The organism is Alicyclobacillus sp. SO9 (genome assembly GCF_016406125.1).
Taxonomy (GTDB): domain Bacteria; phylum Bacillota; class Bacilli; order Alicyclobacillales; family Alicyclobacillaceae; genus SO9.
Genome location: NZ_CP066339.1, coordinates 1,980,663 through 1,994,365 on the forward strand (window position 1 = coordinate 1,980,663; position 13,703 = coordinate 1,994,365).

General features: G+C 49.5%; 8 protein-coding genes. 7 read left to right on the plus strand and 1 reads right to left on the minus strand.

The genetic code is table 11. The features are described 5' to 3' along the window. Positions 1–90: 90 nt before the first annotated feature. The 7 genes from GI364_RS08925 (at position 91) to pntB (ending at position 12,634) form a co-directional block, all read left to right on the plus strand. Positions 91–1,536: a Wadjet anti-phage system protein JetA family protein gene (locus GI364_RS08925; RefSeq protein WP_198853260.1), complete on the plus strand. Its 1,446-nt coding sequence runs from the start codon at positions 91–93 to the stop codon at positions 1,534–1,536. Continuing rightward, on the plus strand, positions 1,533–2,198 hold the full coding sequence (locus tag GI364_RS08930) for a DUF4194 domain-containing protein (RefSeq protein ID WP_198853261.1): 666 nt from the start codon (positions 1,533–1,535) through the stop codon (positions 2,196–2,198). Before GI364_RS08925 ends, GI364_RS08930 begins: the two co-directional genes overlap by 4 nt. Beyond that, entirely contained in the window at positions 2,195–5,764 is a 3,570-nt protein-coding gene (locus tag GI364_RS08935; protein WP_198853262.1) for an ATP-binding protein, read from the plus strand. The genes GI364_RS08930 and GI364_RS08935 overlap by 4 nt, the downstream gene beginning before the upstream one ends. Position 5,765: 1 nt before the next feature. Beyond that, positions 5,766–7,172, plus strand: a complete 1,407-nt coding sequence (locus GI364_RS08940) for a Wadjet anti-phage system protein JetD domain-containing protein (RefSeq protein WP_198853263.1) — start codon at positions 5,766–5,768, stop codon at positions 7,170–7,172. Positions 7,173–7,559: 387 nt separating this feature from the next. Continuing rightward, entirely contained in the window at positions 7,560–9,353 is a 1,794-nt protein-coding gene (locus GI364_RS08945) for a CBM35 domain-containing protein (RefSeq protein ID WP_198853264.1), read from the plus strand. A 299-nt stretch (positions 9,354–9,652) separates the two neighbouring features. Then, a complete protein-coding gene (locus tag GI364_RS08950; RefSeq protein WP_198853265.1) occupies positions 9,653–11,209 on the plus strand; it encodes a Re/Si-specific NAD(P)(+) transhydrogenase subunit alpha in 1,557 nt (518 codons plus the stop codon). After that, positions 11,210–12,634: a Re/Si-specific NAD(P)(+) transhydrogenase subunit beta gene (gene pntB / locus GI364_RS08955; protein WP_198853266.1), complete on the plus strand. Its 1,425-nt coding sequence runs from the start codon at positions 11,210–11,212 to the stop codon at positions 12,632–12,634. It begins immediately after the preceding gene. A 68-nt stretch (positions 12,635–12,702) separates the two neighbouring features. Here pntB and GI364_RS08960 read toward each other — a convergent pair whose 3' ends face one another. Further along, positions 12,703–13,698, minus strand: coding sequence for a Gfo/Idh/MocA family protein (locus GI364_RS08960; RefSeq protein ID WP_198853267.1), 996 nt, complete (start codon positions 13,696–13,698; stop codon positions 12,703–12,705). Positions 13,699–13,703: the final 5 nt, after the last annotated feature.

Genomic DNA, 13,703 nt, shown 5'->3' on the forward strand with positions numbered 1-13,703 from the left:
CCCCCTTGCTATTGCCAAATGGTTCATGTTCCCAAGTTGTCGAGTTATTTGTACAATGAAGAGGAATAATGACGGATTTTGGGTGGCTGAATGATGCAAAACCTGTTTGACGTCGTATCTACGAATCTATTCTCTATTCTGGCCGCACCGAACAGGGCTGTATATTTCCGGGCCCTAATGGTGCTTCAGGCATGTTACCAGCGAGAGATAACCATTCACCGATCGACACTTGTGACGTATCTCGTAAGTGAGATGGAGCGAGACCTCTACGATTTCATAGAAGACGAGATATCTGACGCATCGGACAGAGAGGCGTCGGACGCCGCTACGTCCGACGAGCCCAGCTCATTGTCCAGCAAAGCACATGCTTTAATTCGACGCTTTGTGGAGACGGGCTGGCTGCAGACGTCTACGGATGCGGTGGAGCTGGACGAGACATTGATTGTCCCGCCTTACGCTGGTATCCTGCTCGATGCCTTTCACAGCATCGTGGAACCGGTGCAGCAACGATACAACGGCTTTGTTTACAGTGTGTATTCCAACCTTCGCACAGCCAATGACGACCGAGATGAGTTTATGTTCCAAGGACTGCAGGCTGCGAATGACAATACCCTTGCACTGCGCGAGAACCTGAGATCACTGTTGCACAACATCCACTCCTACTACCAGAACCTCCATCTGCGTCAGGAGATTCGTGAGCTTCTGGCAGAGCACTTTGACAGCTATCAGTTATCTGTAGCAATTGCTGCATATCACCCGTTGAAGACCTTTGACAGTGTCTATCGGTTTCGGCCTCGTATTCTGGACATTTTACGCAATTGGTTGTCACTTCCAAGTGTGCTCAACCAAATGACAAAATCCGTGAGGCAGCGGCGTACGGAACTTGACGAGCCGGATGCACGACGCGAGGTCGTCCAGCGAATTACATTCATTATCGATACTTTCGAGTCTCTCGATGACTTGTTAAGGGAGATAGACAAGCGTCACACCAGCTATAACCGGGCTTCAGTCGAGCGCCTGCAGTACCTCCTGAACACGGACCGGGACATTAAAGGTAAGCTTGTTCAACTGATTCGGGCGCTGCCAAAGGTACAGAGCAACTCTACGTCTGCACTTTTGGAAGAGATGCGTACTTTGCCGATTTACCAAGTCAAGTATCTGGACTCAGAGGCTCTTTATAGGCAACCAAAGAAGCGCGTCCGAGGAGCGCCGCAGCCCGTGGTGCAGCAGAGCACGGATGATGCTGCGTTTCGTGCGGAGGCCCGAGAGCTCATGGAGCGGATGAACGAGATATACTCGCAGAAGCAAATCGGAGAGTTCATCCTGAAACAAATGAAAGACAGTTATCGTCTTGCTTCTGAGGACATGATCCTAGAGGAGTTTGACGACTTTTTGCGTGTGATTGTTGCGGTGGTCAAGGGGGATGAGTCTGGGGTTCCATATGAAATTGTATGGAACGAAGACAAGGCAGTCGTCTCGGTTGGCGGCTACAAAATACCGTTGATGACGTTTGTGAAAAAGGGGGCCAAGGTATGAGTTGGGACGAGCAGTATAGAGGCTTGACGGAGCGCGACAAGGAGGCCTTCTCTCGACTTGTGAGCCTCTTGTATCAACAAACGTTTCTTGTCCGTGATGTGTGGGATGCAAAGGAACACGGCATGATGGGGAACCGCGACTACCGTTTTGCAGAACGCAATTTGGCGATGTTGAAGGAATACCTTGCAGTCGGCGGGTTCGAGATTCAAGTGGACGGACGCAGAGGCGTAATGGCCATTTCCAACAAATACGACCGGAACCGCATGAGGGTGGACAAATTCACCACATATCTGCTCTATACGCTGCGTTTGCTGTACGAAGAGCAGATGGAAACCGCATCCATGCGTCGCGAAGTTGTGGTATCGTTGCACGACATCATTGGCAAGCTCTATACCATTGGAGTGATGGACAAGCGCATTGCACTGACCCAGCTGCAGTCGACCATGAACCGACTGCGACAACTTTCCATTCTGGACCGGGTGGAAGGTACCACTCAGGATATGGAGAGTCGCTGGATGATTTATCCTACTATTACTGTTGCTGTATCTGACGATCGCATTAATGACCTCCACAAACGCATGCTCTCCGGTGAACTTGGAGGCGATGTGTTTGACCAGACTGACCTGGCAGGAGACGCTGTTGAAGAGGAGGAGAGCCAGTGAAGCTGCTACGGCGCGCGTTGCTTGTGAAATGGCACTATATTGAACACGAGCTGATTGATTTTGCTCCCGTGACGTTTCTTACGGGAAAGAATGCGGCTGGCAAGTCGACCATTTTGGACGCCATGCAACTGGTCCTGCTTGGAGACACAGCGGGGCACTTCTTTAACAAGGCTGCGAACGACGGGTCACGGCGAACTTTGAAAGGCTACCTGCGTGGTGAGGTGGGTGAAGACGAGGGCTCAGGTATCATTAATTTGCGCGACGGGCAGTTTTCGTCCTATATCGTCCTAGAATTTTCCGAAGAGGGAGGGGACAAGCCCTTCTGTATGGGGGTTGTTTTCGACTCTTCACCAGATGGATCCGTCGAATGGAGATTCTTCTCACTGGCGGAGGCACTCCCGGATTTCCACTTTATCCGCGACGGCGTACCGCTGGATATCAAAGGACTGAGAACCTGGGGACAGATGCGAAAGAATCGTTTTGAGATGTTCGAGAGCAACAAGCGCTATCAGGAAGTCTTCCTGGCGCGCATGGGGAACCTGAACCAGAAATTCCACAGACTGTTTCGCAAGGCAGTGCCCTTCTCACCCATCATGGATATCGCTGGATTTATTTCCGAGTTTGTCTGCGACGTGAAGGTGCATCTCGACATTGATGACATGCGAGAGAACATTCGTCACTACCGTCAAATGGAGGAAGAACTGCGTGTGGTGGAGTCACGTGTGAAGGCACTTGGTGAGATTGACGGCACATACCACCGCGTGGAAGCTGCGAGGGACAAGGTCAAGCTCTACGAATACCTGGTGGACAGGGCAGAGTTGACAAACAAAGAGGAGCAGGTCGCGGCAGCAAAAAACGAGGCTCATGAAATGGAGCAACAAAGAGAGCGGATTGATGGGGAGATTGTTGCCAATAAGCAAACGCAGGAGCAAGTTACTGGAGAACGAGACGTACTGGTTGAAGAACGGGGGAACTCGGATGCCTATCAGCGGCAGCAGAGACTTGAACCTCACAAGCAGCGTCTTGAAGGTGAGTTTAACCACATTCGCCGGGACGGGGAACGCCATGATGGAATGCTGGTCGATCACGCTGAACGCTGGCGTGCAACGGCCCGCAAACTGGAAGACACAGACACATGGTGGACAAGTCTCGAAAAGGGGACCTCACTAGACGTTGGTGGCGTTGAGTTGAAACTGTTTCAATCAGCTCATTTGTACAGTGAGGCTATTCGTTCTATACGGGAGGGGTTATTGCAGTGGCCGAGCCCGGCTGGTTGGCAGTCGCACACATTACTTGATGAAGAGATTACCGTAACAACCGATATGACAGCTCTCAGGAATTCCGCTGAAAGGCTGAGACAGGCAGCTCAGCAACTCGCTGAAGGCCAGATGGTGATGCATGACGCGGTCCGCGCTTGGGATGAGGAGTCCGCTTCACTCGAACGAGCAATTAGTGAGTTGAAACGGGGGATTAAGCAGTATGATCCCAAGGTGGTGACACTGAAAAGACTCATCGAGGACGGACTGTCTGCCACGGGTCAGCAGATGGCTGAAACATCAACGGAAGTTGCCGTGACCCGGCAGTCAGTTGCAGGGGAGTCTGACGTTGACAAGGCCGCAACGGGTAAAGCGGCATTGGATCGACGGAGTAGTGAGATGAGCAGCAGGGCAAGCGGCGAGACGAGCGGTGTCAGCATTTTTGCTGAGTTGCTGGAGATTCGCAATCCAGTGTGGCAAAAAGCAATTGAAGGGTACCTGCACACACAGCGGTTTTACCTGATTGTCCCGCCTGAAACATTTTCGCAGGCGCTGCGGATCTATGACGAAGTCAAGAACTCCCATCATCTGTCTGAAGTCGGACTAGTGGATATTGACAAGGTCATGGCGGAAAGGCCCAAGGCGCTCAGCGGATCGTTGGCAGAAGAAATTGTTACAGACAATCCGTACGCCCGTGCTTATGCAGACTATCTGCTTGGGCGCGTAATGAAGTGTGACAGCGTGGATGAACTCCGCAACCACCGTACAAGTATTACGCAGGACGGGATGCTGTATCACAATTACGTGGCCAGGCAAATCAATCCTGCTCGGTTTGCAACACTGTACATTGGTAAGCAAGCAATCGAGCACCAACTAAATCAGAAGACGACTCGTTTGGAACGGGTGCAGACCTTATTGCAAGGCTTTCGGCCTCGTCTGGATCTTGTGGCAGAGTGGGCAGCACAGTCCTGCCCAACGCTTTCAGAGCTGACGGCAGCGGAGGACTTTCTACAAGAGTTCTCGCGCCTCTCAAAGCTGCGGGGAGAGTACCTTGCGATACTCGATGAGATGGGGCGTCTTGATTTCACCCGTGTAGAAGAAATTGGTAAGGAAATTGCACGCTGTGATGTGTTATTGAAAGATATGGGACACCAGATGAGTGAGTTAACCAAGAAACAGGGAGCTCTGCAAGCACAATACCAGCGATTAGTGCAACAGGACATTCCTGGACTTGAAGAGGAGGTCAGAGACAAGAAACACTTTATCTCCAGCCGCTACGACCCGCTTGCGGCCGCCGATATGAACAGCCGCTACCAGCAGGAACTGAAGCGACTTGGTTCACCGCAAACGGTGATGGCTAATTTCGGACGGCAGCGGTCCACAGAGAAAAACAGGGAAGAGGAGTCACGGGAAGAACTAGTCAATCAACGATCAGATTACAACAAGACGTTTGGTGCCGGATTTGACATCCTGCGTGAGGACAACGACGCGTACAGAGCTGAGTTGACTGCGCTTCAGGAGTCAGGACTGACGGAATACGCAGCCCAGATTCAGGATGCTAAGGAACGAGCTCAGATGCAGTTCCAGGAGGATTTTATCAATAAACTCCGCAGCAACATTGATACGGTGGAGCAGCAGATTAAAGCACTCAACTCTGCACTGCGGGAAGTTTCCTTCGGCGGCCGTGAGCGGTATCAGTTCAAGGTATCCCCGAATTCACAGTACCAGCCGTTTTACGCTATGATTATGGACGAAATGCTGCTTGAGGGACGAAGCCTCTTTTCGGACGCGTTTATGGAGAGGCATGGTTCTGTCATTGACGAGTTGTTCCGGAAAATTGTCGATGTCGACGAGGATAATCAGACAGTTCACTCCGAACTTGAAAAGAACCTGCACACGTTTACGGATTATCGAACCTATTTGGATTTCGATCTCGTGGTTCGCGACGAAGAAGGCCGCGAGTCACGCTTATCCCGCGTGATTGCAAAAAAATCAGGAGGCGAAACGCAGACCCCGTTTTATATCGCTGTTCTCGCTTCGTTTGCACAGACCTACCGGATTCATCAATCTGGCTTTAACAACACCTTGCGCTTGATGATTTTTGATGAGGCATACAGCAAGATGGATCACCAGCGGATTCGAGACAGCATCAACCTGGTCCGAGACATGGGAATGCAGGTCATTTTGTCAGCACCGACTGAGAAAATCGCAGATATCGTTCCGTTAGTGGACCGAACCCTGGTAGTACAGCGGATTAAGTCGCAGACCCGCGTAGCTCCCTTCGAGCCAGACGCTCTGGAGGTGAACTGAAGTGCAGGGAGAGACACTGGCGCGACGTGTGCTGTCGAGACTCTTGGACAAATACGAGAGCAGTGAGGCCTTTCGCAAGGGGAAGCCGACGCAGACACGCATTCAATTGAAACTGACTGATTCGATTGTGGCGGGGTATGTAACCGGCCGGCTCGATCCCGATGACAGAGAAGCTCTTCACGAATCCCTTCGAACAATGGCTGAGCGTAGGCTCATAGCGCTCAAGTGGGTAAAGTTCGAACAAGGCAACATTCTCGAACGGGTGTACCTTAAATGGGAACGCATTGGCGCTGCATATGAGTACCTCAGTCGAGTACCGCAACGAGAGAAACTGGCAGAGTTCACCACTGAGATGGAGGAGTGGCTGAAACGACTATTAAATGCGGGCCTGCCTGAAAGATGGTATTTTCTCAGCAATTGGGTAGACGATATCCTTTCTTTTGTTCGTCAACGCGGACGGATTCCGAGCAGCCTTATCCCTGAAGAAGACCACTCTCGAACACTTTTGCTGCGCGCATTGGTCGGCTTGGTGCGGAAGAGAGACACCTCTGTTCCGGTTCGTTTATTCTCAAAGCAACAGCTTGGAAACAGCAAAATTTTCGAAAAACAGGTTCAAAGCAGCGTTGTTCGACTCATGCGTCGCTATTGGTCAGTGGTGCACCCACTAGAATTTGAAGCCCCAGACGATGATGCCACGCTGCTGCGCGAACTGGGTATCGAATCCGGACATGAGGATATTACGTTCTGCGGTCCGATTCGTTTTCAATACATCACCTCTGAAGGAACCGCGACGGCTGGAGAGATTGACGCTGCCGTATTTCCTTACGGATTGGCTGTTGATGCCAGCGACGTCCATCGCATTCAAATCACAGAAGCATCCATTTCACGTATTTTGACAATTGAAAACAAGGCAAACTATCGTGCTTACGTGCGCGATAGTCGTGAACCAGGTGAGTTCGTCATTTATCTTGGCGGATTTGCCAGTCCCGCACAGAGAGCGTTTTTGCGGTTGCTCCGAAGTTTCTTGCGGGCCCCTACTGCAGATGAGCGCGTTTCGAACACTTCGGGACAAGTGAGCCGAGTTCTTCCTGAGAACAGTGCGTCCACATCAGAGCTGAATCGCAGGCCCCGTGTCGCCCTCTATCACTGGGGCGACCTAGACTACGGCGGCATTCTCATTCTGCAAAACTTGCGGAACAGTTGCTGGCCCGAAGCACAGCCCTGGCGCATGGAGCCAAGACTATTAGACGATTACATAGAGTACGCTGAACAAATTGATGAGCCTTATCGCGCCAAACTGAGGCGTCTTCTGGATTCAGATGGGTACCTTTGGGCCCACCCATTGGTCCAACGGATTCTTCTGCGGGGCGCAACATTGGAACAGGAGGCGCTGTTGCTGGGTGAGTGACAGCTGGCATCCTGTTCTAGTACTGCAGTCGACGAAGCCTGTGCATAAGCTCCAGTCTAGCGCCCGTGTGTCCACGAATATACCTATCAATATACCTCTCGATATACCCATAGATTGAACAGCGAGGAGAAGCATTATTCTGTCAGAATCCAGCAAGGGAATACTAATATTTGCTAAATGGCATCAAATAATTGCAATCGATTGCGTTTTAGTATGGCGAAAAATATTGATATATTCTGATGATTTTAATACACTTAGAGAAATCGATTGCGTAACTATTTTGATGATTGAGATTTTTGACTTTAAGACAGGGAGGGTGAGCGAGATCATTGGGTTTGACAGGCAGTTCTCTTGAGAATTTAGGTAATGAATATGGGAGGTTACACAATGAAAGGTAGTTTATCGTTAGGTGCAATTGGTGCATTATCTCTGGTTGCTATACCATTCGGTACGACTCATGCCGCAACGTCGACCACTCAGGTTACTCCTCATACCGCGACATCAACAGCTCAAGACCTCACTGTTAACTTGGCAAATCGCTATCGACCTGTGACTCACGTAGCAGACGGCGCACTCTATGGATTAACAAAGACGACACCTTTAAACCTCGTAGCACTTTTGAAACCGTCTACATTTGTGCAGATGGCACCGGGCGGCAAGCAACTTGCCAACGGAGAAAATAAACCGTACGGGGACGCACTTAAGGTTGCAGGACTCGCTGCAAAAGCCGGAGCCAAAGTAACGATTCGCATGCCGGACATTTACCCGACATTCCCATACCAATGGGTAAGTTGGAGCAATTGGATGAGCAAAGTAAAGACAATGGTAAAGGCTACAATGGCGTCAGGAGACAAGAACATCTATGCGTTTGAATTGTGGAATGAACCAGATTGGACATGGAATACCTCGGCTGCCGGCCCATTCAATCAAGGGTGGAAACGAACCTATCAAGAGGTGCGTTCGTTGGATCCGAAGGCCCCCATCATGGGTCCAAGCATCTCGAGTTACAATGAGACTTTCATGAAGAGCTTTTTGACCTATTGCAAGGCTAATCATTGCCTGCCTAATGTCGTAAGTTGGCACGAGTGGAATGCTGCTGCAATTCCGTCGGATGTAAATAAATACCAGGCGTTGGAAAAGCAATTAGGGATTGCGCCGATACCAATCAGCATTGATGAATATGGCGGTCAGCAGCAAGAAGGTGTTCCCGGGGCTATGATTAAATACATTGCACAATTCGAACGCGCCGGAGTCCAAAGTGCCGACATGGCATTTTGGTACGAACCAGGAAGGTTTAGCAACCTTATTACTGATACGAAGAACGCAAACGGAGGTTGGTGGTTGTATAAATGGTACGGGGATATGAGCGGAGAAATGGCAATGACCACACCGTCAGCTGCGCCTGGGACAAGCCTTGATGGAATTGCGAGTATCAATCCTTCGAGGCACATTGCAGACGTCGTGTTTGGAGGGGCAAGCGGCAACAATGTGATTACCATAAAGGGATTCAACTCAACGAAAGACTTTCATGGAGACGTCAATGTCGAGCTTAAGGCAACGCCGTGGTACGGTGTGGATAGTACAGTCCGACACCCAACTACACTCTTTGCGGGAACATTTAAGATATCCAATGGGCAAATCAGTGTGCCTGTGAAAGGCATGCACAAGTCCTGGGGATACGAAATGGTTGTTACACCTAGTCACAGAAGCATACAAGGGACTTCAAAGGTGAAATATCCAACAACTCCGCATCGGTTTGTATTACGGAAGGAAGCTGAAAACGCAACCATTCATGATGCCAAAGTGTTCTCTGGTAGCTATGCATCGGGTGCGCAGTATGTCGGAATGATTAACAACCCTGATAGTTATGTCCAGTTTCACGTCAAAGTTCCTAGCGCCGGCACGTACAACATGCAAGTTGGCTACGCAAACGGGACAGTTGGATATTCTGTGGACAAGTTGCTTGTCAATGGAAGTCATGTAAACAACGTCGCATTTCCGGCATCAGGAGGATGGACAAATTCAGTACCCAACTTTGGAAGCAGAAAAACAATAGATGTTAAAGTTCGCTTGAAAGCCGGAAACAACACTATAACCTTACAGAAATTGACCGACTATGCGGAGCTTGACTATATTCAACTGTCCAAATCTCGACAGTTCGATACGAGAGCTAAAAAGTAAAAATCTAAAAAGTAAATAGAAAAGAAAGCCATGATACTAGTGCTGGGGCTGTCTTTTACTAACGAGGTTAGACGGACAGCCCCGTGTTTGTTTCGAACTAAATCCAATAAGGCGTTCCGGAGACTGCCGATACGTGCTCATGGGCGCATTTGCTTCGACAGAGTACGAAGACAAGACAAGGCTCTCATCACTTCCACAGATACATTTCTGAATAAATGTTCGCAAAAATTTGATTAATCATTTAAATTTGAGTTACAATTTTAGCATTAATGCATAACTAATTGTGGAGTTGAGGTCGTGTGAAAATTGGTATACCAAAGGAAAGCCTAGCTGGTGAAACACGCGTTGCAGCAACCCCGAAATCTGTCAGTCAGTTAAAGAAACTGGGTTTCGATGTGGCAATCGAGTCTTCTGCTGGTGAACTGGCAAGCTTCACTGATGAGATGTATTCTGCGGCGGGAGCAGAAATTGTGGATGCTGCCCAGGTTTGGGAATCAGATCTCATTTATAAGGTTAATCCTCCAAACGAAACAGAAGTTGCAAAGATTCATGACGGGTCAACGTTGGTAAGTCTACTATATCCAGCGCAAAATCCAGAGTTGGTGAGTCAACTTTCTGAGAAGAGTATCAATGTTTTGGCTATGGATATGGTTCCACGGATTTCGCGGGCTCAGTCCATGGATGTTCTCTCTTCGATGGCAAACATTGGAGGCTACAGAGCCGTTGTGGAAGCTTCCCATCTTTTTGGACGCTTCTTTGCGGGACAGATTACGGCGGCAGGAAAAGTACCTCCTGCGAAAGTCTTGGTAATTGGTGCTGGGGTCGCTGGTTTGGCTGCCATTGGAACTGCCAATTCGTTGGGAGCCATTGTTCGTGCATTCGATACGCGTCTAGAAGTAGCCGAGCAAATCGAATCCATGGGTGGTCAGTTTCTGAAACTGAATTTTGACAGTGACGAAGACGGCTCAACGTCTGGCGGTTATGCAAAGGTCATGTCGGATGAGTTCATTAAGGCTGAAATGGCGCTGTTTGAAGAACAAGCTAAAGAAGTGGATATCATCATTACGACGGCGCTCATCCCGGGCAGACCCGCACCTAAACTGATTACTAAGGACATGGTGGAGAGTATGAAACCGGGATCGGTCATTGTTGATATGGCGGCTGCAACTGGCGGGAACTGCGAAGCCACGGTGCCTGGTGAATTGTACGTGACGGACTCGGGTGTGAAGGTGGTTGGGTATACGGACTTGCCTGCACGACTACCGGGTCAGTCGTCAGAAATGTACTCTACCAACCTTCTTAATTTATCTAAATTGCTTTGTAAGGAAAAGGATGGGTCGATTGACATCAATTTTGACGATGTGGTTCTGCGCAATATGAGCGTGATTCACAACGGTGAGGTCACGTTTCCGCCGCCGCAGATTAGCGTCTCCGCTCCGACAAAACAGTCGAACGAGACTCCGCAAACAGCTGAATCAGCAGTGGACGGTGAAAAAAAGCCTTCAAACCTGAAATACATTTTGGGCGTCGCCGCAATTCTTGTGTTTGGTTTAATCAGTTATGTATCACCTCCAGAGTTCTTGGGTCATTTTACCGTATTTGCACTGGCTGTCGTGGTTGGCTACTACGTTGTCTGGAATGTAACCCATTCCTTGCATACGCCTCTCATGTCTGTTACGAATGCGATTTCAGGCATCATCTTGGTTGGTGCATTGTTGCAGGTTGGCAGTCCAATCGTAATTGTCAAGGTGATTTCCTTCATCGGGATACTCATCGCATCTGTCAATATCTTCGGCGGTTTTGCGGTCACCCAACGGATGTTAAAAATGTTTATTAAAGAAGAGGGGGGTCGCTAAATGCCTGCAGGTTTACTAACAGCTGCGTACATTGTTGCCGCGCTTTTATTTATCATGAGTCTAGCGGGTCTGTCAAAACAGGAAACGGCTAGAAACGGAAACAAGTTTGGCATGGTGGGTATGGGAATCGCTCTCATTGCCACAATTCTCAGCATCAGCTATCACAGTTATATTTATATTGCAATCGCCATGTTAATTGGTGCCATCATTGGGATTCGATTGGCACTGAAAGTCGAAATGACACAAATGCCGGAGTTGGTTGCAATCCTTCACAGCTTTGTTGGACTGGCAGCAGTCCTTGTCGGATTCAACAACTTTATTAGAATTTACACAGGTTCCGCGGCGGCGACAACGGGATCATACTTAAATATTGAGCTGACAGAAATCGTTCTCGGGGTATTCATTGGGGCAGTAACCTTCACGGGGTCCATTGTGGCTTTTGGAAAGCTTCACGGTTTAATCAACTCGAAGGCGCTGTCCATTCCTCACAAGCACAAGTTAAACCTGTTAGCAGTGACGGCATCCGTAGTCTTAATGGTGTTGTTTATCATCGCAGGCGGAAAGGGTAGTGCTTTGATTTACTTGTCAGTCATGACGGTCATCGCTTTACTCTTTGGCCTGCATTTGGTTGCATCCATCGGCGGCGCGGATATGCCGGTTGTCATTTCCATGCTCAACTCCTATTCTGGGTGGGCAGCCGCAGCTGCAGGTTTCATGCTGTCCAACAACTTGCTGATCATTACCGGCGCTTTAGTCGGGTCTTCTGGGGCAATCCTCTCTTATATCATGTGTACAGCTATGAATCGTTCGTTTATTTCCGTGATACTGGGCGGGTTTGGCAATGAAGGTGCCAGTGTCGGAAGTGATGAAGAGTTGGGAGAATACCGTGAAACGACTCCTGAGGATGTGGCGGACCTGCTCAAACAGTCCAGCTCTGTCATTATCACTCCAGGGTACGGGATGGCTGTGGCCCAAGCTCAGTACCCCGTTGCTGAAATCACCAAAAAACTTCGAGCGATGGGCGTCAATGTTCGCTTTGGGATTCATCCCGTTGCAGGACGTTTGCCTGGTCATATGAATGTTCTTTTGGCTGAGGCAAAAGTGCCGTATGACATTGTGCTGGAAATGGATGAAATCAACGATGACTTTCCGGAAACCGATACGGTTCTTGTCATCGGAGCCAATGATACTGTGAACCCTTCTGCTCAAGAGGTGCCGGGAAGTCCGATTGCCGGTATGCCTGTGCTTGAAGTGTGGAAGGCACAAAATGTCGTCGTCTTCAAACGTTCCATGAATACAGGGTACTCCGGGGTACAAAACCCCCTCTTTTTCAAAGAGAACACGTCCATGTGTTTTGGCGATGCAAAAGAGAGCATTCAAGCTGTGCTGAGTGCGATTGGGTCAAAGGGAGCTATGATATCGTAGGCTTTCTGTAATGCATTCACTACCTGATCCTCCATCCGCAGACCGACGACGGATGGAGGAGTTGTGTTTCATCTTCCTGCATTTTGAATCTCGTGCGCTAAACGGAGATTTTCCAGTGCATCATATGGTGACATGGGCGGAGAACTTGTTCCGCGAACACATTGCACCATATTAGCTATTTCAGCTTCGAGTTCAAATAGTTCGCCGGAGTGTCCCTCCAGCGTGATTTCTTGAGGAGTACTGTCTTTGCGGACTACAAGTTGAACAATTGGATTACGTGTTCTATCAGTAAGTCCATGCCATTCTGCGCGCAGCGATCCCTCAGTACCGTAAATCGTCGCAACAAGGTGATGTCCGTCTGCCGTAAGGCAGTAGCGGTATGTAGCATGGGGTCCATTTTGAAAGTCAAGCGCCACCGAACAGTGGTCTGCTTTGGTGCCAGAAGACCCAGGAAAACGGCTGCTGACTGTGTGTGGACGCCCCTCAAGATTACCAATCCAGGTCATCAAATCGAGGTGGTGGACGGCCTCTTCTATCATCCAGTTGCCCACAGCCTCATCGTTCCAACGCCATCCATGACTTCCTTGACGAAACGGATGACGTTCCAGCGCTATATCAATCCAAAGAACGTCTCCAATCGTGCCGTCATCTACAAGAGACTTGACTTTTGTCCACAATCTGGACAGTCTTAATTCATACCCCACATATAAGCATTGGCTGCCGGATTCCCACGCAGCAATAACCTTGTTTGCATCGTCAACAGTGGAAGCCAGAGGTTTTTCCAGCAGAACGTGCAATCCCTTCTGGAGTCCATGAATGGCGTACTGGGCATGAAGATGGTTCGGGACGACTACGTCAAGAACGTCAATTTCGCAGGACTCCAGGCCTTCCTCCAGGCTGTCGAAGAAAGGACACGATATCGATTCGTTTGCTGGCTTCACCCCGGTTGTATTCACAATAAAGGCAAGTTCTGCGCCTGGGGTGTTCGTGATGATTTGAGCATGATGGCGTCCCCATCCTCCGTATCCTGCAAGTCCAAACCGAACTGGCTGCTGTTTTTGCATTTTTC

Coding starts and splice junctions, on each gene's coding strand:
- pntB (WP_198853266.1), top strand. CDS start 11,210: ATGCCTGCAGGTTTACTAACAGCTGCGTACATTGTTGCCGCGCTTTTA.
- GI364_RS08945 (WP_198853264.1), top strand. CDS start 7,560: ATGAAAGGTAGTTTATCGTTAGGTGCAATTGGTGCATTATCTCTGGTT.
- GI364_RS08925 (WP_198853260.1), top strand. CDS start 91: ATGATGCAAAACCTGTTTGACGTCGTATCTACGAATCTATTCTCTATT.
- GI364_RS08960 (WP_198853267.1), bottom strand. CDS start 13,698: ATGCAAAAACAGCAGCCAGTTCGGTTTGGACTTGCAGGATACGGAGGA.
- GI364_RS08930 (WP_198853261.1), top strand. CDS start 1,533: ATGAGTTGGGACGAGCAGTATAGAGGCTTGACGGAGCGCGACAAGGAG.